The sequence below is a fragment of the Streptomyces sp. NPDC007945 genome, assembly GCF_042958885.1.
In the GTDB taxonomy this organism is placed as follows: domain Bacteria; phylum Actinomycetota; class Actinomycetes; order Streptomycetales; family Streptomycetaceae; genus Streptomyces.
Map to the genome: position 1 here is coordinate 911,002 of NZ_JBIBJV010000002.1, position 17,976 is coordinate 928,977.

Sequence of the window (17,976 nt, forward strand, 5' to 3'; positions counted from 1 at the left end):
ACGATACGGGCCGCGGTCAGTCCTTGGGGCTGAACGTGGCGAACGCCGTCTCGCGCAGCGTCCGGCACTCCGTGCCGTTCCACTCCTCGGCCTTGCAGCTGACCATGATCGAGTAGCCGTGCTTCGCGTCCACCTTGAAGCCCCGGTTGAGGACGTGGACGCGCACGCCCTTCTGGGTCCGCTCGAACTCCCAGTCGGCGACGGTCGGGTAGCCCCTGTACGGGACGGAGTCGACGCGGATGTGCTTGTAGCCGGTGCTGGTGGCCCGCACCGCGCCGACGGCCGCCAGCCAGGCGGCCCGCGCGTCGTCCTTGGGGCTGGCATTGAAGTCGACCTGGACGCGCGGGAAGCCGCCGCTCTCGCTCCATATGGCGCCCCCGCTGTAGCCGTCGATGGGACGCATGGAGAAGGAGGCGGGCATCGCCATCGAGAACTTGAAGCGGTCGTTGGTGACCAGGGAGTAGCCGGCCGGGAGCGCGGCGCCGGTGCCGCCGCTGGGCTTGGCGGAGGGCGTGGTGCCGGTCTGGCCGGTGGACCCGCCCGTGGCGCCGTTCGCGCCGTTCGCCCCGCCGTTGTCCGAGGTGCCGGTCTCGCCGGGGCGGGAGCCGCCCTGCTCGGTGGGGTCGCCCGACGCGCCGCCCTTGCCGCCGTCGGTGCCGGAGCCGCCGTCGCCGCCGGCGCTGGTGCCGGCCGAGGCGGTGGTCTCGCCGCCCTTGCCCTCGGAGCCCTTGTCGTCGCCGCTCAGGGAGACGGCGAGGATGGTGCCGAGGAGGGCGAGCACGGCGACCGCGGCGATGATCACCAGCGTGCGCCGGGGGACGACGTCGGTGAGCGGGGCGCGGGCCGGGGCCGGCCGGGAGCCGCCCGCGGGCACGGGCCGCTGCCGGCCCTGCTCGCGGGACTTCTCCTTGGTGCGGTCCTTGGCCTTCGACTCGGCCTTGGCGGCCGCGGCCGCGTTCCGTACGGAGGCGAGGGCGCCCCGCACCCGCTCGGCGGCGGGCTCGGGGGCCTTCTCCTGGGCGACGGCCGTGACCTCCGGGCCGCGCTCGGGCCGGGTCGGCAGCGGGACGATCCTGGTCACCTCGGGCGAGGGCTCCGGCGCCGCCTCGGGGGCGTCGAGCACGGCGCGCAGCAGCACCCGGGCGCCGGCGTCGTCGAGCCGCTGCGCCGGATCCTTGGCGAGCAGCCCGTAGATGACCTGCTCCAGCTCGGGGCCCGCGTTCTTCGGCGGATCGACGGGCTCGGTCATGACGGCGGTGAGGGTCGCGATCGCGGAGCCCTTGTCGTACGGCGGGGAGCCCTCGACGGCCGCGTAGAGCAGACCGCCGAGCGACCACAGGTCGGCGGCGGGGCCGGGCTTGTGGCCGCGGGCGCGCTCGGGCGAGATGTAGGAGGGGGCGCCGACGAGCATGCCGGTGGAGGTGATGGACGGGTCGCCCTCCACCTGGGCGATGCCGAAGTCGGTGAGCACGACGCGGCCGTCGTCGGAGATGAGGACGTTGGACGGCTTCACGTCGCGGTGCAGGATGCCCTCGCGGTGGGCGGAGCGCAGCACGTCGAGGATGGCGAGGCCGACCTCGGCGGCGCGGCGCGGAGTGAGGACGCCGTCCTCGCGCACGGCGTCCGCGAGCGACTTGCCCTCGATGAGCTCCATGACGATCCAGGGGCGGTCGTCCTCGTCGACGACGTCGTAGACGGTCACGGCGCCGTTGTTGCGGATCTTGGCGATGGCCTTGGCCTCGCGCAGGGTCCGGGTGATCAGGCGGCGCTTCTCGTCCTCGTCGATGCTGCTGGGGAAGCGGAGTTCCTTGACGGCGACGGTGCGGCCGAGGGTCTCGTCGACGGCTCGCCAGACGGTGCCCATGCCGCCGCGGCCGAGGAGGGCGCCGAGCCGGTAGCGGCCGGCGAGCAGCCGTCCCTCGGTCTCGGTGGTGGAGGAGCCGGCGCCCTTGCGGAGCCGGTCGGCCGGGGGCCGCTGCCCGTCGCCGTCGCCGGCGCCGAACCCGGCCCGTCCGGTGGACGGCTCGGTCCCCGGCACCCGGTCCCGGGGCGCGGCCGGGGCCCGCCCCGTACGGGGGTCGGCGGACGTGCCGCCCGGGGACTTCGCGTCCTGGGGCCGCGGGTCCCGGGGTTCGGTGTCCCGGTCCCGCGCGTCCGGGGACTTCGCGTCCCGAGGCGCCGCGTCACCCTGTCCGGCGCCTCTCGGTCCGGTGTCCCCCGGCGCGGTGTCCTGGAGCTTCGCCCCCTGGGGCTTCGCGTCCTGGGGCCTGGTGTCCTGAGGCTTCCCGTCCTCGGGCTGCGCCGTGTCCCGCGACTGCTCCGACTCCGACATGCGTCCCCTCTGCGTTCCCTGATCTCCGCCGCGCCCGCCGCACTCCACACGCTGCGGCAACCCGCCCTGGAAGAGAGGCCATTGTCCCTCACCTCGGGACGGGTGGCGCCCCCGGGTCCGTACTCCGGTATGACGACGCGCCACAGGCGCCTCCGGGTTCCCCCTCGTCACGGACGCTCCGTCAGGCGGAGCCCCCGTCAGATCGGGACGATGTCGGGCGCACCGAGCCGTGCGGCGTCGGCCGTGAGGTCGTCGGGCTGCCGCTGGGACTCGCGCTCGGCCTCGACCCGCTTCTCGTAGTGTTCGACCTCCCTCTCGATCTGGCCCTCGTCCCAGCCGAGGACCGGTGCCATGAGTCCGGCGGCCTCGCGCGCGCTGCGGGTGCCGCGGTCGAAGGTCTCGATGGAGACGCGGGTGCGGCGGGTGAGGACGTCGTCGAGGTGGCGGGCGCCCTCGTGGGAGGCGGCGTACACGATCTCGGCGCGCAGGTAGTCGTCGGCGGCGGCGAGCGGTTCGCCGAGCGAGGGGTCCTCGGAGACGAGCGCGAGGACCTCCTCGGCGAGGGAGCCGTAGCGGTTGAGGAGGTGTTCGACGCGGACGACGTGGAGGCCGGTGCGGGCGGCGATCCTCGCCCGCGCGTTCCACAGCGCCCGGTAGCCCTCGGCGCCGAGCAGCGGCGTGTCCTCGGTGACGCAGGGGGCCACCCGCTGGTCGAGGCCGTGCACGGCCTCGTCGACGGCGTCCTTCGCCATCACCCGGTAGGTCGTGTACTTGCCGCCCGCGACGACGACGAGGCCGGGGGCCGGGTGGGCGACGGTGTGCTCGCGGGAGAGCTTGCTGGTGGCGTCGGACTCGCCGGCGAGCAGCGGGCGCAGGCCCGCGTAGACCCCCTGGACGTCGTCGCGGGAGAGGGGGGTGGCGAGCACGGTGTTGACGTGCTTCAGGAGGTAGTCGATGTCGGCGCTGGAGGCGGCGGGGTGCGCCTTGTCGAGGTCCCAGTCGGTGTCGGTGGTGCCGATGATCCAGTGCCGTCCCCAGGGGATGACGAAGAGGACGGACTTCTCGGTGCGCAGGATGAGGCCGGTGGTGGAGTGGATCCGGTCCTTGGGGACGACGAGGTGGATGCCCTTGGAGGCGCGGACGTGGAACTGGCCGCGTTCGCCGATGAGGGCCTGGGTGTCGTCGGTCCACACCCCGGTGGCGTTGACGACCTGCTTGGCCCGGATGACGTACTCGCCGCCGGTCTCGACGTCCTGGACGCGGGCGCCGACGACCCGCTCGCCCTCGCGGAGGAAGCCGGTGACCCGCGCCCGGGCGGCGGCCAGGGCGCCGTAGGAGGCGGCGGTGCGGACGAGGGTGAGGACGAAGCGGGCGTCGTCCATCTGGGCGTCGTAGTACTGGAGGGCGCCGGTGAGGGCGTCCTTGCGCAGGCAGGGGGCGACGCGGAGGGCGCCCTTGCGGCTGAGGTGGCGGTGGACGGGCAGGCCGCGGCCGTGGCCGGAGGAGACGGACATGGCGTCGTACAGGGCGACGCCGGAACCCGCGTAGAGCCGCTCCCAGCCCTGGTGCTGGAGGGGGTAGAGGAACGGCACCGGTTTCACCAGGTGGGGGGCGAGCCGCTCCAGGAGCAGACCGCGCTCCTTGAGGGCCTCGCGGACCAGGGCGAAGTCGAGCATCTCCAGGTAGCGCAGTCCGCCGTGGATGAGCTTGCTGGAGCGGCTGGAGGTGCCGGAGGCCCAGTCGCGAGCCTCGACGATGCCGGTGGAGAGTCCGCGCGTGACCGCGTCGAGTGCGGTGCCGGCGCCGACGACGCCGCCGCCGACCACCAGCACGTCCAGCTCGCGCTCGGCCATGGCCGCCAGCGCCGCGGCGCGCTCGGCCGGTCCCAGTGTCGCTGTCCTCACGGCTGCCGCCTCCCGTCGTCGTGTGCCGTCCGGTGTCCCTCGCCGTCCGGGTGCCTCGTCGTCCCGGGGCCTCGTCCCGGCGTCCCTCACCGTCGCGGGCCCTAGTCGTCCCGGGGCCTCGCCCCGGCGTCCCTCACCGTCGCGGGCCCTCGTCGCCGCGGGTCCTCCTCGTCCCGTATCCGCTCCGGCGTCCCTCGCCGCCCCGGGCCTTCCTCCCGGTCTCCTCGCCGTCCGTTCCTCGGCCTCCCGGTGTCCTGGTCGTCGCGGTGCGGGGCCGGGCCGTCCGCGGCCCGGCTCCCCGTCCCGATTCTGGACCGGTCCGGCGGCTTCGGCCACCGCCCGCGGGCGGACCTGTGGATAACACTCGGCGACCTTCGATCATGCAATGCCGCATATCGGTCATATTTACTCCTAGTCTGACATTGGTTACCTGTTGCGCACGCAGCGGACAACGGCTACCGGGAAGGACGGCCCACCCCCCATGCCCGCAGACCTCGCCGTCATCGGCCTCGGCCACCACGGACTCCCCCTCGCCCAGGCCGCGACCGCCGCGGGCATCGCCACCGTCGGCTTCGACACCGACCCCCGCCCGATCGCCGAGCTCGCCGCCGGCCGCCCCCCGGTCGACGGCTCCCTCACCGCCTCCGACATCCGGCGCATGCTCTCCGGCGGTTTCCGGGCCACCACCAGCCCGGTCGAGCTCGGCCGGGTCCGCACCGCCGTCCTCTGCGCCCCCACCCCCCTCGGCCCCGACGGCGCCCTCGACCTCGCCGCCGTCACCGACGCCGCCCGCGCGCTCGCCGCCCGGCTCCGGCCGCACACCACCGTCGTCCTGGAGTCCCCCGTCCCGCCCGGCACCACCGAGGGCCCCCTCCGCGAGCTCCTGGAGGACGGCTCCGGCCTGCGGGCGGGCCGCGACTTCCACCTCGCCTACTCCCCCAGCCGCCTCGACCCCGGCCGCGTCGACCCCGGCACCCGACCCGGCCCCGCCGCCGTCCCGAAGGTCATCGGCGGCCTCACGCCCGCGTGCACCGAGTCCGCCGCCGCCTTCTACGGCCGCTTCACCGACAAGGTGGTACGCGCGCGTGGCCCCCGCGAAGCGGAGACGGTCAAGCTCCTGGAGACCAACTTCCGGCACGTCAACATCGCCCTCGTCAACGAGATGGCGGTCCTCTGCCACGAACTCGGCGTCGACCTCTGGGACGTCATCCGCTGCGCCGAGACCAAGCCCTTCGGCTTCCAGGCCTTCCGCCCGGGCCCCGGGGTCGGCGGCCACGGCGTCCCCGTCGAGCACCTCGGCTCCCACGGCCCGCTCCGCCTCGTCGAACTCGCCGGCCAGGTCAACCAGCGGATGCCCCGGTACGTCGTCCAGCGGGCCGCCGCCCTCCTCAACGAGCACGGCAAGTCCGCCCGCGGCGCCCGGGTCCTGCTCCTCGGCATCACGTACAAGCCCGACCTCGCCGACCGCGAGGGCTCCCCCGCCGACGAGATCGCCCGCCGGCTCATGGACCTGGGCGCGGCGGTCAGCTTCCACGACCCGCACGTCCCCGACTGGCGGGTGCGGGACCTGCCCGTCCCCCGCGCCGACTCGCTCTACGAGGCCGCCGCCCACGCCGACCTGACCGTCCTGCTCCAGCACCACCGCGTCTACGACCTCCAGGGCCTCGCCGTGAAGGCGCAGCTCCTCCTCGACACCCGCGGCGCCACCCCCGCCGGCACCGCGCACCGCCTCTGAGGCTCGGGTAACGGGTGGGCCACTGTCGGAACGGACTGCTAGTGTCCGGCCCCGTTGATCGCACGCCCGTGCGGCATCCGTCTTGGGGGACCACCACCATGAGCCAGCCCGTTCCGCCGCCCGGCAACCCGTACGCCCAGGGCACGCCCGACCCGGCCGCCGGTCAGAACCCGTACGCCCAGGGCGCCCCGGCCCAGCAGCCCGCCGGCCAGAACCCGTTCGCCCAGGGCGCGCCGCAGCAGCCCGCCGGCCAGAACCCGTTCGGCGCCTACCCGCCGGCGCCCGCGCCGCGCCGGACCAACATCGGCCTGGGCATCGTCGCCGCCGTCGTCACCGCGCTGGTCACCGCCGGCATCTACGGCGCCATCCTCGGCGGCATCGAGGCGGAGATCGGCTGGGCCGCCGTCGGCGTGGGCTTCGCGGTCGGCTTCGCCGCCGGCAAGGTCGGCGGCGGCAACCCGGTGCTGCCGGTGGTCTCCGCGCTCCTCTCGCTCGGCGCCGTCTACCTCGGCCAGCTCGTCGGCATCGCGGTCTACGCCTCCAAGGAGTTCCACGTCTCCTTCACCGACATCTTCCTCGACGACTTCGGCGGGCTGACGGCGGCGTGGAGCGAGGGCAAGGACGTCATGACCTTCCTCTTCCTCGCGCTCGGCGCGGCCGCCGCCTTCTCCGGCGCCAAGAAGGCCGGCCACTGATCCGTACGAGACGCGCGAGGGGCCCCGCACCGGTCGGTGCGGGGCCCCTCGTCCGTGTCCGGGGACGCGTCAGCGGCGGTGCTGCGAGTCCGCGACGGTGACCTCGACGCGCTGGAACTCCTTGAGCTCGCTGTAGCCCGTGGTGGCCATCGCGCGGCGCAGGGCGCCGAAGAAGTTCATCGAGCCGTCCGGGGTGTGCGAAGGACCGGTGAGGATCTCCTCGGTGGTGCCGACGATGCCCAGGTCGACCAGCTTGCCGCGCGGCACGTCCTCGTGGACGGCCTCCATGCCCCAGTGGTGGCCCTTGCCCGGCGCGTCGGTGCCGCGCGCCAGCGGGGAGCCGATCATCACGGCGTCCGCGCCGCAGGCGATGGCCTTCGGGAGGTCGCCGGACCAGCCGACGCCGCCGTCGGCGATCACGTGCACGTACCGGCCGCCGGACTCGTCCATGTAGTCGCGGCGGGCCGCGGCCACGTCGGCGACGGCGGTCGCCATCGGGACCTGGATGCCCAGGACGTTGCGGGTGGTGTGGGCGGCGCCGCCGCCGAAGCCGACCAGGACGCCCGCGGCGCCGGTGCGCATCAGGTGCAGGGCGGCGGTGTACGTGGCGCAGCCGCCGACGATGACCGGGACGTCCAGCTCGTAGATGAACTGCTTCAGGTTCAGCGGCTCGGCGGCGCCGGAGACGTGCTCGGCGGAGACCGTGGTGCCGCGGATGACGAAGATGTCCACGCCCGCGTCGACGACGGCCTTGGAGAACTGCGCGGTGCGCTGCGGGGAGAGCGCGGCGGCGGTGACGACGCCGGAGTCGCGCACCTCCTTGATGCGCTGCCCGATCAGCTCCTCCTTGATCGGAGCGGCGTAGATCTCCTGCAGACGGCGGGTGGCGGTGGCCTCGTCCAGCTCGGCGATCTCGTCGAGCAGCGGCTGCGGGTCCTCGTACCGGGTCCACAGGCCTTCCAGGTTCAGCACGCCCAGGCCGCCCAGCTCGCCGATGCGGATGGCGGTCTGCGGCGAGACGACCGAGTCCATCGGGGCGGCCAGGAAGGGCAGCTCGAAGCGGTAGGCGTCGATCTGCCAGGCGATCGAGACCTCCTTCGGGTCCCGGGTGCGCCGGCTCGGTACGACGGCGATGTCGTCGAACGCGTACGCCCTGCGGCCGCGCTTGCCGCGCCCGATCTCGATCTCAGTCACGATGTGTGGCCTTTCCCTCTATGTCTGCGCCTACCAGTATCCCCGACACACGCGCGGGGGGCGGCTCCGGCCACATGCCGGAACCGCCCCCTGGGTCACGCGGTGTTACTGCCTGCTGTAGTTCGGCGCCTCGACGGTCATCTGGATGTCGTGCGGGTGGCTCTCCTTGAGGCCCGCGGAGGTGATCCGGACGAAGCGGCCGTTCTCCTGGAGCTCCGGGACCGTCCGGCCGCCGACGTAGAACATCGACTGGCGCAGACCGCCGACCAGCTGGTGCACCACGGAGGCGAGCGGGCCGCGGTACGGCACCTGGCCCTCGATGCCCTCGGGGATCAGCTGCTCGTCGGAGGCGACGCCCTCCTGGAAGTAGCGGTCCTTGGAGAAGGACTTGCGCTCGCCGCGGGTCTGCATGGCGCCCAGCGAGCCCATGCCGCGGTACGACTTGAACTGCTTGCCGTTGATGAAGAGCAGCTCGCCCGGGGACTCCTCGCAGCCCGCGAGCAGCGAGCCGAGCATCACCGTGTCGGCGCCCGCGACGAGCGCCTTGGCGATGTCGCCGGAGTACTGCAGGCCGCCGTCGCCGATGACCGGCACGCCCGCCGCCCGCGCGGCCAGGGAGGCCTCGTAGATGGCGGTGACCTGCGGGACGCCGACGCCGGCGACCACGCGGGTGGTGCAGATGGAGCCGGGGCCGACGCCGACCTTGATGCCGTCGGCACCGGCGTCGACGAGGGCCTGGGCGCCGTCGCGGGTGGCGACGTTGCCGCCGATGACGTCCACCGAGGAGTTCGACTTGATCTTGGCGATCATGTCGCCGACGAGCCGGGAGTGGCCGTGCGCGGTGTCGACGACGATGAAGTCGACACCGGCCTCGATGAGGGCCTGGGCGCGCTCGAAGGCGTCGCCGGCGACGCCGACGGCCGCGCCGACGAGCAGGCGGCCCTCCTTGTCCTTGGCGGCGTTCGGGTACTTCTCGGCCTTCACGAAGTCCTTGACCGTGATGAGGCCCTTGAGGATGCCCGTGTCGTCGACCAGCGGAAGCTTCTCGATCTTGTGGCGGCGCAGCAGGTCCATGGCGTCCACGCCGGAGATGCCGACGTGGCCGGTGACGAGCGGCATGGGGGTCATGACCTCGCGCACCTGGCGCGTGCGGTCCAACTCGAAGGCCATGTCGCGGTTGGTGACGATGCCGAGGAGCTTGCCGGCCGGGTCGGTCACCGGGACGCCGCTGATGCGGAACTTGGCGCAGATCGCGTCGGCCTCGGCGAGCGTCGCGTCCGGGTGGACGGTGATCGGGTCGGTCACCATGCCCGACTCGGAGCGCTTCACCAGGTCGACCTGGTTCGCCTGGTCGGCGATGGAGAGATTGCGGTGCAGAACACCGACACCACCCTGCCGGGCCATGGCGATCGCCATGCGCGACTCGGTGACCTTGTCCATCGCGGCGGAGAGGAGCGGGATGTTCACCCGCACGTTCTTCGAGATGTACGAGGCGGTGTCGATCTGGTCGGGCGCCATGTCGGACGCGCCGGGCAGCAGCAGCACGTCGTCGTAGGTCAGCCCGAGTGTCGCGAATTTACCGGGCACTCCGTCGACGTTGGCAGTCATGACACCTTCCCAAATGGCCTTGATCGGTGCGGGATGTCCATGCTAACGGGCCGGAGCGGTGTCTCATTCCACGATCAAGATCAGCGGAAAGCTTTGGACCTTCGTACGTGTACGAAAGGGATGGGCGGACGGGGTGAGGCTTACTGCTCGGCCAGCGCGCGGAGCCGGCTGAGGGCGCGGTGCTGGGCGACCCGGACGGCTCCCGGGGACATGCCGAGCATCTGGCCGGTCTCCTCGGCCGTCAGGCCGACGGCGACCCTGAGGACGAGGAGCTCGCGCTGGTTCTCCGGGAGGTTGGCGAGGAGCTTCTTGGCCCATTCGGCGTCGTCGCTGAGGAGGGCGCGCTCCTCGGGGCCGAGGGAGTCGTCGGGCCGCTCGGGCATCTCGTCCGAGGGCACGGCGGTGGAGCCGGGGTGGCGCATGGCGGCCCGCTGCAGGTCGGCGACCTTGTGTCCGGCGATGGCGAAGACGAAGGCCTCGAAGGGGCGGCCGGTGTCCTTGTAGCGGGGCAGGGCCATCAGGACGGCGACGCAGACCTCCTGCGCGAGGTCCTCGACGAAGTGACGCGCGTCGCCGGGCAGGCGGTTGAGCCGGGTGCGGCAGTACCGCAGCGCGAGGGGATGGACGCGCGCCAGCAGGTCATGGGTGGCCTGCGCGTCCCCTTCGACGGCACGGTGGACGAGCGCACCGATCTCTCCCTGCCCGGCAGGCATGGGCGAACCCATGGTCTCGTCGTCGCGCATCGCTCCATGGTGCCTTGACGCCTGGGCGTCCGTGGCACCGTGTCCGTTGTTGTGCACCGAAGCGTTATGAGCAGGTGCGCCGGGATTCATCTGTGGCGCCCTCCCCTTCCGCTCGATCGACTCGTCCCCGAGGAACTCCACATCTCAAGGATGCGGCATCGGGCGGGGAAGTGACACAGGCCCGCCCCGTCCGCCCCTCGGTGGACGGGGTACGGACGGGGAGACGGCCGGTGCGCGAGGGCTCAGCGGACCAGGCCCCACCGGAATCCGAGCGCGACGGCGTGCGCGCGGTCCGAGGCGCCGAGCTTCTTGAAGAGGCGTCGGGCGTGGGTCTTCACGGTGTCCTCGGAGAGGAAGAGCTCGCGTCCGATCTCCGCGTTGGACCGGCCGTGGCTCATGCCTTCGAGGACCTGGATCTCGCGCGCGGTGAGGGTGGGCGCGGCGCCCATCTCGGCCGAGCGGAGCCGGCGCGGGGCGAGTCGCCAGGTCGGGTCGGCGAGCGCCTGGGTGACGGTGGCCCGCAGCTCGGCGCGCGAGGCGTCCTTGTGCAGGTAGCCGCGGGCGCCGGCGGCGACCGCGAGCGCCACGCCGTCGAGGTCCTCGGCGACGGTGAGCATGATGATCCGGGCGCCGGGGTCGGCGGAGAGCAGTCGGCGGACGGTTTCCACCCCGCCGAGGCCGGGCATGCGCACGTCCATCAGGATGAGGTCGGAGCGGTCCGCGCCCCAGCGGCGGAGGACTTCCTCGCCGTTGGCCGCGGTGGTCACGCGCTCCACGCCGGGCACGGTCGCGACCGCGCGGCGAAGCGCCTCTCGGGCAAGCGGGGAGTCGTCGCAGACGAGAACGGACGTCATGAGCGACCTCCGCGGCTCTCGCAGCTGATGCGCGTCACCTTGAGCCTCCAGGGCTGTACGTATCGTCACCTGTGCGGTTGACGCTCCCGGACACCTGCCCGATCGCTTGTTCACTCAACCGCCTCGCACTCTCAACGATGGTCACTCGAAAGAGTTACGGGTCGGACGAGACCTTCGGCACTCCTTGTGAGGGGCCGTGCACGGAGAAGAGCATCGCAGGTCGTTGCGTCCACCATCAGAAGCTATGCCCCATTTAGCGGGTTTTCTTCCCTTTTCGCGGTGTCTGTGGCTAGATTCGCAATGAGTCATATTTACATCTACTTCGACAGTAGTCGGATACTCCGGACCGAACGGGGCACGAGGAACCCCGGGCCTACAGCCACTTCCCGCCCACCCACCAACCCGTCTCGACACGGTTTCAAGGGGACTAGCGCAATGGCAGATTTCTCCCGCCTTCCCGGACCCAACGCCGATCTGTGGGACTGGCAACTGCTCGCGGCCTGCCGCGGAGTCGACAGCTCCCTGTTCTTCCACCCCGAGGGAGAGCGCGGCGCGGCACGGAGTGCGCGTGAGAACTCGGCGAAAGAGGTCTGCATGCGGTGCCCGGTCCGCGCGGAGTGCGCGGCACACGCACTCGCCGTGCGGGAGCCCTATGGCGTATGGGGCGGCCTCACCGAGGACGAACGCGAAGAACTCATGGGCCGAGCGCGCAACCGCCTGATCACGGCGGCTCCGGCGGCGTCCGCCGGCCGATCGATCATGGGACATGCATGAAGGAACGTTTCCTCTCAGCGGCCGGGGGCCCGCGCCCGGCATAGGCCGGGGCGCAGGGCCGGGCTGAACTCCCGAGAGGCCCCCGGAGGCCCGGGGGAAGCGGGCTACGCGCGCGCGGCGGCGCGGGTCAGCTCGTCGAGGGTGGCCGCGACCGCCGGGACCTGGGCCAGGTCCGGCAGCGTCAGTGCCACGATCTCCCGCTCCACCGCGGGCTCGACGGCGACCGCGCGCGCCCCCTTGGGCCGTACGGACTCGATGGCCAGCTCCGGCAGCACGGCCACGCCGAGCCCCGCGCCGACCAGGCCCACCACCGCCGGGTAGTCGTCGGTGGCGAAGTCGATGCGCGGGGCGAAGCCGGCCTCCTCGCAGACGTCGACCAGCTGACGGCGGCAGCGCGGGCAGCCCGCGATCCAGGAGTCCCCGGCCAGCTCGGCGATGGAGACGGAGCCCGCGTCCGCGAGCGGGTGGGCCTCCGGGACCAGGCCGACGAGCCGGTCGGTGAGGAGCGGGCGGACGACCAGGTCGTCCCACTCGCCGGGCGCGTGGGAGGACCCGTACCGGAAGGCGAGCGCGATGTCGCAGTCGCCCTCGCGGAGCATCTCGACGGAGCGCGGCGGTTCGGCCTCGACCAGGGAGACCCGGGTCCCGGGGTGGGCGGCGCGCAGGGCGGCGAGGGCGGTGGGGACGAGGGTGGAACTCCCGCTGGGGAAGGAGACCAGGCGGACCCGGCCGGCCCGGAGGCCCGCGATGGCGGCGACCTCCTCCTCGGCCGCGGTGAGTCCGGCGAGGATGCCGGCCGCGTGCCGGACCAGGACCTCGCCGGCCTGGGTGAGGCGCATCTCACGGCCCGTGCGGATGAGCAGCGGGGTGCCCGCCGAGCTCTCCAGGGCCTTCATCTGCTGGCTGACGGCGGGCTGGGTGCAGCCCAGTTCGCGTGCGGCGGCGGAGAAGGAGCCGGTGGCGGCGACGGCGCGCAGGACGCGGAGGTGGCGTGCCTCGATCATGGGTCGAGCATAAGCGACGCTTGGGTTCGGCGGCGAATTTTCGATCAAAACTTTGAGGTGGGGCGGGGAAGGCCGTCCTAGGCTGCCCGTATGACCTTGTTGAGCGTGAACGCGGGCCGCGCGAAGAGCGTCGGCTACACCGACTCCCCCACCGGGAGGACGGGCATCGACAAGCGGCCCGTCGAGGGGCCGGTACGGATCCAGTCGCCGGGGGCCACCGGCGTCGGGGCGAGCGGGGTCGCCGGGGACGACGTGTGCGACCTGCGCTTCCACGGGGGCGCCGACCGGGCCGTGTACGCCTTCGCGCGCGAGGACCTGGACCGCTGGGAGCGGGAGCTCGGCCGGACGCTGGCGAACGGCTCCTTCGGCGAGAACCTGACGACGAGCGGCGTGGACGTCAACGGGGCGCTGATCGGCGAGCGCTGGCGGATCGGCGACGACGTGGTCGTCGAGGTGACCGGCGGCCGGATCCCGTGCCGCACCTTCCAGGGCCACCTGGAGGAGCAGGGGGTCGACTCCCGGGGATGGGTGAAGCGGTTCACCCGGGCGGAGGCCGGCCCCGGCGCGCTGCTGCGGGTGATCGAGCCCGGCGAGGTGCGGGCCGGCGACCCGGTCACGGTGGTGCACCGGCCGGACCACGCGGTCACCGTCGCCCTCCTGCACCGCGCGGCGACCACCGAGCGGCACCGGCTGCCCGAGACGCTGGTGGCCGCCGAGTGGATGGAGTCCGGACTGCTCGACCTCGCCCGCGCGTACGCGGAGAAGTACAGCGGCTGACGCCGGGCCGTACGAGGGCGGGCGGCACGCTTCCGGGCACTACGGTTCCGGTATGACCACTGCACTGATCACGGGAGCCACCGCCGGCATCGGAGCCGCCTTCGCGCGCAGGCTGGCGGCCGACGGGCACGACGTCGTCCTGGTGGCACGGGACCTGACGCGCCTTCGGGAACAGGCCACCGAGCTGCACGACCGGCACGGGGTGGAGGCCGAGGTGCTCGCCGCGGACCTCTCCACCGAGGAGGGGATCGCCGCGGTCGAGGCCCGGCTCTCCGACCCGCGCCGCCCGGTCGACCTGCTGGTGAACAACGCGGGCTTCGGCAACAAGGGCCGCTTCCTCGACGTGTCGATGGCCGACGAGCTGAAGATGCTGACCGTGCACTGCGAGGCGGTGCTCCGGCTGACGTCGGCGGCGGCCGCCGCGATGCGGGAGCGCCGGCGCGGCGGGGTGGTGAACGTGGCCTCGGTGGCCGCCTTCGTGCCGCGCGGCACCTACGGCGCCTCGAAGGCGTGGGTCGTGCAGTTCACCCAGGGCGCGGCCAAGGACCTCGCGGGCAGCGGGGTGCGGCTGATGGCGCTCTGCCCCGGCTTCGTGCGCACCGAGTTCCACGAGCGGGCCGGGATGGGCACGGACAACATCCCGGGCTGGATGTGGCTCGACGCGGACAAGCTGGTGTCGGCGGCGCTGGCGGACCTGGCCCGGGGCAGGACCCTGTCGATCCCGGACCCGCGCTACAAGGCCCTCATGGGCGTGGTGAAGCTGGCGCCGCGCTCGCTGCTGGGCGGGGTGTCGTCGAAGGCCGGGCGGAAGTACGGGCCCCAGTAGGCGCGTTCGTCGCGCGTGACGGGTACTCAGAGGCGGTTGAGTACGTTCCCGCCTGCGCGGGCCCGGCCGCATGCGCGAATCTCGGACACATGAACGAAATCCTTCGGCGCACGCGCTCCTTCTCCCCGGCCGGTGTGGTGACGGCCCTCCTCGCGATGGCTTCCTGGGCCGCCTGGCTGGGCTGGGACCAGCGGCGGGACGTGCACCCGGACGGCTCGGAGACGGGGCCGTACGAGACCTGGCAGGTCGTCGGGCTCGCGCTGACGCTGCTGGTGCCGGTGGTCTGGGCGGCGGTGCGGGGGCACGGCCGGGACGGCGCGCTCGGCACCTCGGCCGGGCTCGCGCTCGCCGCGTTCCTCGACTGGTCCGACGACGCGAGCGGTCTCTACCTGGTCGGCACGGTCATGGTCGCGGGCGGCTGCCTCGCCGCGACCCTGCTGGTCCAGGCGCTGGTCGGCTCCTGGTCCGGCCGGCAGGCGCCGCGTCGAGGCGCGTGGACGCACCGTCCCGCCGGCTGACGCGCGACTCGGTGCCGCCGAGGACCCGGACGTCCGCGAGGGTGGCGGCCGAGCGCAGCCGGTCTGCCGTACGGGGTCCCCTCCGGGGCACCCAGGACGAGGGGGACGCGGTCAGGGCCGCCGACCTGACGCACTCGGCCCGGACCGGCCTAGACTGGAGAGGTCCACCCGCGGCTTCGCCCGGTCGGAGGCGGCCATGACCTTCGTGCAGATCATCGATTGCAGGACGAGCCAGGTCGAGGAGCTCAACCGGCTCATGGACCGCTGGGTCGAGCAGACCCGGGGGAAGAGGACCGCCACCCACGCCGTCGTCGGGACCGACCGGTCCGACGCCCAGCACGTCGTGGAGATCGTGGAGTTCCCCTCGTACGACGTGGCGATGCGCAACTCCCAGCTGCCGGAGACCGACCGGATCTTCCGGGAGATGGTCGCCCTCTGCGACGAGATGCCGACCTTCACCGACCTGGACGTGGTCCGGGACGAGGCGCTGAACAAGGCGAACGCGCGGCAGATGTTCGAGATGTTCGCGGACGGCACCGACCTGGCGCTGCTCGACGGCGTCCTCGCCGAGGGCTATCACGACCACGATCCGACCAACCCGCAGGACGTCCTCGGGATGGACGCGGTCCGGCGCGAGGTGGAGGAGTGGCGCGCGGGCTTCGACTTCGCGTTCACGGTCGAGGACCAGATCGCGGAGGGCGACCGGGTGTGCACCCGGTGGACCTGGAAGGGGGTCCACGTCGGGGACTTCATGGGCCTGCAGCCTTCGGGCATGGAGGTCGCCATGACCGGGACCACCGTCCACCGCTTCCGCGACGACGGGAAGATCGTCGAGGGCTGGTGGCAGTACGACCTGCTCGGGCTGATGGGCCGGCTCGGCGCGGTCGAGGCCTGAGCGAACGGGCGAGGCCCGGTGCCCCCGCGACGGGGGCACCGGGCCTCGTGCGACGTGGAGACGTCAGTGGGAGTGGCCGTGACCGTGGCCGTGACCCGCGTCCGCCGACTCCTCCTCCTTCTTCTCCACCACGAGGGTCTCGGTGGTGAGAAGCAGGGAGGCGATCGACGCGGCGTTCTCCAGGGCGGAGCGCGTGACCTTCACCGGGTCGATGACGCCGGCCTTGACCAGGTCGCCGTACTCGCCGGTGGCGGCGTTGAAGCCCTGGCCCTTGTCGAGCTCGGCGACCTTGGAGGTGATGACGTAGCCCTCCAGGCCGGCGTTCTCGGCGATCCAGCGCAGCGGCTCGACGGCGGCGCGGCGGACGACGGCGACACCGGTGGCCTCGTCGCCCTCCTTGCCGAGGTTGCCCTCCAGGACCTTGACGGCGTGGACGAGCGCGGAGCCACCACCGGAGACGATGCCCTCCTCGACCGCGGCGCGGGTCGCGGAGATGGCGTCCTCCAGACGGTGCTTCTTCTCCTTGAGCTCCACCTCGGTGGCGGCGCCGACCTTGATCACGCACACGCCGCCGGCCAGCTTCGCGAGGCGCTCCTGGAGCTTCTCGCGGTCCCAGTCGGAGTCCGTGGACTCGATCTCGGCCTTGATCTGGGCGACGCGGCCCGCGACGTCGGCGGAGTCGCCGCCGCCGTCGACGATGGTGGTGTCGTCCTTGGTGACGGTGACGCGGCGGGCGGTGCCCAGCACGTCGAGACCGGCCTGGTCGAGCTTGAGGCCGACCTCCTCGGCGATGACGGTGGCACCGGTGAGGGTGGCCATGTCGCCGAGCATCGCCTTGCGGCGGTCGCCGAAGCCGGGGGCCTTGACGGCGACGGCGTTGAAGGTGCCGCGGATCTTGTTGACGACGAGGGTGGAGAGGGCCTCGCCCTCGACGTCCTCGGCGATGATCAGCAGCGGCTTGGAGCCGCCGGACTGGATGACCTTCTCCAGGAGGGGCAGCAGGTCCTGGATGGAGGAGATCTTGCCCTGGTGGATCAGGATGTACGGGTCGTCGAGGACGGCCTCCATGCGCTCCTGGTCGGTCACCATGTACGGGGACAGGTAGCCCTTGTCGAAGGCCATGCCCTCGGTGAAGTCGAGCTCCAGGCCGAAGGTGTTGGACTCCTCGACGGTGATGACACCGTCCTTGCCGACCTTGTCCATGGCCTCGGCGATGAGCTCGCCGACCTGCTGGTCCTGGGCGGAGAGCGCGGCGACGGCGGCGATGTCCGACTTGTCGTCGATCGGGCGCGCGGTGGCGAGCAGCTCGTCGGAGACGGCCTTGACGGCGGCGTCGATGCCCTTCTTCAGGGAGGCCGGGGAGGCGCCGGCGGCGACGTTGCGCAGACCCTCGCGGACGAGCGCCTGGGCGAGCACGGTGGCGGTGGTGGTGCCGTCACCCGCGATGTCGTTGGTCTTGGTCGCCACCTCCTTGACGAGCTGGGCGCCGAGGTTCTCGTACGGGTCCTCGATCTCGACCTCGCGGGCGATCGTGACACCGTCGTTGGTGATGGTGGGGGCGCCGAACTTCTTGTCGATGACGACGTTGCGGCCCTTGGGGCCGATCGTCACCTTCACCGTGTCGGCAAGCTTGTTGACGCCGCGCTCAAGGGCGCGACGGGCGTCCTCGTCGAACTTCAGGATCTTCGCCATGGGAGCGATTCAGCCCTCTCGGAAATCGTGTGGGAAAACGAACCGCGCCCCTGGACGCCCGTGGAATCAGGGGGTCAGGGGCGCGGTGTCAAAGCAGGTACGGCGTCTTACTTCTCGATGATCGCGAGCACGTCGCGGGCCGAGAGGACGAGGTACTCGTCGCCGTTGTACTTCACCTCGGTGCCGCCGTACTTGCTGTAGAGCACGACGTCGCCGACCTTGACGTCGAGCGGCAGGCGCTCGCCGTTCTCGAAGCGGCCCGGGCCCACGGCGAGGACGGCGCCCTCCTGGGGCTTCTCCTTCGCGGTGTCCGGGATGACCAGGCCGGAGGCCGTGGTCTGCTCGGCGTCGAGCGGCTGGACCACGATGCGGTCCTCAAGCGGCTTGATGGCAACCTTGGAGCTGGCGGTCGTCACGATCCGACC

General features: G+C 72.5%; 16 protein-coding genes. 7 read left to right on the top strand and 9 right to left on the bottom strand.

Going from position 1 to position 17,976, the window contains the following annotated elements; all coding sequences use genetic code 11:
- Window positions 1–16: 16 nt before the first annotated feature.
- Together ACFZCF_RS09430 and ACFZCF_RS09435 are read right to left on the bottom strand one after the other, a co-directional pair.
- On the bottom strand, window positions 17–2,332 hold the full coding sequence (locus tag ACFZCF_RS09430) for a protein kinase (protein ID WP_391285697.1): 2,316 nt from the start codon (window positions 2,330–2,332) through the stop codon (window positions 17–19).
- Window positions 2,333–2,529: 197 nt separating this feature from the next.
- Window positions 2,530–4,236 carry a glycerol-3-phosphate dehydrogenase/oxidase gene (locus ACFZCF_RS09435; protein WP_388437559.1) on the bottom strand — a complete coding sequence of 569 codons (1,707 nt, stop codon included), beginning with the start codon at window positions 4,234–4,236 and terminating at the stop codon, window positions 2,530–2,532.
- Between the two features lie 481 nt (window positions 4,237–4,717).
- Here ACFZCF_RS09435 and ACFZCF_RS09440 point away from each other — a divergent pair, with 481 nt between their 5' ends.
- Complete coding sequence (locus ACFZCF_RS09440; RefSeq protein WP_391285699.1) at window positions 4,718–5,971, top strand: nucleotide sugar dehydrogenase; 1,254 nt, start codon at window positions 4,718–4,720, stop codon at window positions 5,969–5,971.
- A 98-nt stretch (window positions 5,972–6,069) separates the two neighbouring features.
- Window positions 6,070–6,666 carry a hypothetical protein gene (locus ACFZCF_RS09445; RefSeq protein WP_391285701.1) on the top strand — a complete coding sequence of 199 codons (597 nt, stop codon included), beginning with the start codon at window positions 6,070–6,072 and terminating at the stop codon, window positions 6,664–6,666.
- Window positions 6,667–6,735: 69 nt separating this feature from the next.
- On the opposite strand, the gene ACFZCF_RS09450 is transcribed toward ACFZCF_RS09445, so the two are convergent.
- The 4 genes from ACFZCF_RS09450 to ACFZCF_RS09465 all read right to left on the bottom strand — a co-directional run bounded on the left by ACFZCF_RS09450 (window position 6,736) and on the right by ACFZCF_RS09465 (window position 11,065).
- The gene (locus tag ACFZCF_RS09450) at window positions 6,736–7,860 is read right to left on the bottom strand and encodes a GuaB3 family IMP dehydrogenase-related protein (RefSeq protein WP_150230835.1); all 1,125 of its coding nucleotides are present in this window, start codon (window positions 7,858–7,860) and stop codon (window positions 6,736–6,738) included.
- Window positions 7,861–7,965: 105 nt separating this feature from the next.
- A complete protein-coding gene (gene guaB, locus ACFZCF_RS09455; RefSeq protein ID WP_391285704.1) occupies window positions 7,966–9,468 on the bottom strand; it encodes an IMP dehydrogenase in 1,503 nt (500 codons plus the stop codon).
- 140 nt (window positions 9,469–9,608) lie between these two features.
- On the bottom strand, window positions 9,609–10,211 hold the full coding sequence (locus tag ACFZCF_RS09460; RefSeq protein WP_030750140.1) for a sigma-70 family RNA polymerase sigma factor: 603 nt from the start codon (window positions 10,209–10,211) through the stop codon (window positions 9,609–9,611).
- Window positions 10,212–10,453: 242 nt separating this feature from the next.
- Window positions 10,454–11,065: a response regulator transcription factor gene (locus ACFZCF_RS09465; RefSeq protein WP_003948568.1), complete on the bottom strand. Its 612-nt coding sequence runs from the start codon at window positions 11,063–11,065 to the stop codon at window positions 10,454–10,456.
- A gap of 435 nt (window positions 11,066–11,500) precedes the next feature.
- Between ACFZCF_RS09465 and ACFZCF_RS09470 the strand changes: the two genes are divergently transcribed.
- Window positions 11,501–11,839, top strand: a complete 339-nt coding sequence (locus ACFZCF_RS09470; RefSeq protein WP_189948154.1) for a WhiB family transcriptional regulator — start codon at window positions 11,501–11,503, stop codon at window positions 11,837–11,839.
- A gap of 104 nt (window positions 11,840–11,943) precedes the next feature.
- Here ACFZCF_RS09470 and ACFZCF_RS09475 read toward each other — a convergent pair whose 3' ends face one another.
- Complete coding sequence (locus ACFZCF_RS09475; RefSeq protein ID WP_388437575.1) at window positions 11,944–12,843, bottom strand: LysR family transcriptional regulator; 900 nt, start codon at window positions 12,841–12,843, stop codon at window positions 11,944–11,946.
- Between the two features lie 90 nt (window positions 12,844–12,933).
- Here ACFZCF_RS09475 and ACFZCF_RS09480 point away from each other — a divergent pair, with 90 nt between their 5' ends.
- From ACFZCF_RS09480 to ACFZCF_RS09495, 4 genes are all read left to right on the top strand, one after another.
- Window positions 12,934–13,620 (top strand): MOSC domain-containing protein, encoded by a 687-nt coding sequence (locus ACFZCF_RS09480; protein ID WP_388437578.1) that lies wholly within the window; start codon window positions 12,934–12,936, stop codon window positions 13,618–13,620.
- A 52-nt stretch (window positions 13,621–13,672) separates the two neighbouring features.
- Window positions 13,673–14,446, top strand: a complete 774-nt coding sequence (locus tag ACFZCF_RS09485; RefSeq protein WP_388437582.1) for an SDR family NAD(P)-dependent oxidoreductase — start codon at window positions 13,673–13,675, stop codon at window positions 14,444–14,446.
- Between the two features lie 89 nt (window positions 14,447–14,535).
- The gene (locus ACFZCF_RS09490; RefSeq protein WP_391285709.1) at window positions 14,536–14,964 is read left to right on the top strand and encodes a hypothetical protein; all 429 of its coding nucleotides are present in this window, start codon (window positions 14,536–14,538) and stop codon (window positions 14,962–14,964) included.
- 196 nt (window positions 14,965–15,160) lie between these two features.
- The gene (locus ACFZCF_RS09495) at window positions 15,161–15,859 is read left to right on the top strand and encodes an ester cyclase (RefSeq protein WP_388437588.1); all 699 of its coding nucleotides are present in this window, start codon (window positions 15,161–15,163) and stop codon (window positions 15,857–15,859) included.
- Between the two features lie 63 nt (window positions 15,860–15,922).
- Here ACFZCF_RS09495 and groL read toward each other — a convergent pair whose 3' ends face one another.
- Entirely contained in the window at window positions 15,923–17,551 is a 1,629-nt protein-coding gene (gene groL, locus ACFZCF_RS09500) for a chaperonin GroEL (RefSeq protein ID WP_388437591.1), read from the bottom strand.
- 107 nt (window positions 17,552–17,658) lie between these two features.
- The gene (gene groES, locus ACFZCF_RS09505; protein WP_004955293.1) at window positions 17,659–17,967 is read right to left on the bottom strand and encodes a co-chaperone GroES; all 309 of its coding nucleotides are present in this window, start codon (window positions 17,965–17,967) and stop codon (window positions 17,659–17,661) included.
- Window positions 17,968–17,976 lie beyond the last annotated feature (9 nt).

Excerpts from the sequence above, each read along its gene's own strand:
- ACFZCF_RS09430 (WP_391285697.1), bottom strand. The coding sequence starts at position 2,332 with ATGTCGGAGTCGGAGCAGTCGCGGGACACGGCGCAGCCCGAGGACGGG.
- ACFZCF_RS09440 (WP_391285699.1), top strand. The coding sequence starts at position 4,718 with ATGCCCGCAGACCTCGCCGTCATCGGCCTCGGCCACCACGGACTCCCC.
- ACFZCF_RS09445 (WP_391285701.1), top strand. The coding sequence starts at position 6,070 with ATGAGCCAGCCCGTTCCGCCGCCCGGCAACCCGTACGCCCAGGGCACG.
- guaB (WP_391285704.1), bottom strand. The coding sequence starts at position 9,468 with ATGACTGCCAACGTCGACGGAGTGCCCGGTAAATTCGCGACACTCGGG.
- ACFZCF_RS09460 (WP_030750140.1), bottom strand. The coding sequence starts at position 10,211 with ATGCGCGACGACGAGACCATGGGTTCGCCCATGCCTGCCGGGCAGGGA.
- ACFZCF_RS09465 (WP_003948568.1), bottom strand. The coding sequence starts at position 11,065 with ATGACGTCCGTTCTCGTCTGCGACGACTCCCCGCTTGCCCGAGAGGCG.
- ACFZCF_RS09470 (WP_189948154.1), top strand. The coding sequence starts at position 11,501 with ATGGCAGATTTCTCCCGCCTTCCCGGACCCAACGCCGATCTGTGGGAC.
- ACFZCF_RS09475 (WP_388437575.1), bottom strand. The coding sequence starts at position 12,843 with ATGATCGAGGCACGCCACCTCCGCGTCCTGCGCGCCGTCGCCGCCACC.
- ACFZCF_RS09480 (WP_388437578.1), top strand. The coding sequence starts at position 12,934 with ATGACCTTGTTGAGCGTGAACGCGGGCCGCGCGAAGAGCGTCGGCTAC.
- ACFZCF_RS09485 (WP_388437582.1), top strand. The coding sequence starts at position 13,673 with ATGACCACTGCACTGATCACGGGAGCCACCGCCGGCATCGGAGCCGCC.
- ACFZCF_RS09490 (WP_391285709.1), top strand. The coding sequence starts at position 14,536 with ATGAACGAAATCCTTCGGCGCACGCGCTCCTTCTCCCCGGCCGGTGTG.
- ACFZCF_RS09495 (WP_388437588.1), top strand. The coding sequence starts at position 15,161 with ATGACCTTCGTGCAGATCATCGATTGCAGGACGAGCCAGGTCGAGGAG.
- groL (WP_388437591.1), bottom strand. The coding sequence starts at position 17,551 with ATGGCGAAGATCCTGAAGTTCGACGAGGACGCCCGTCGCGCCCTTGAG.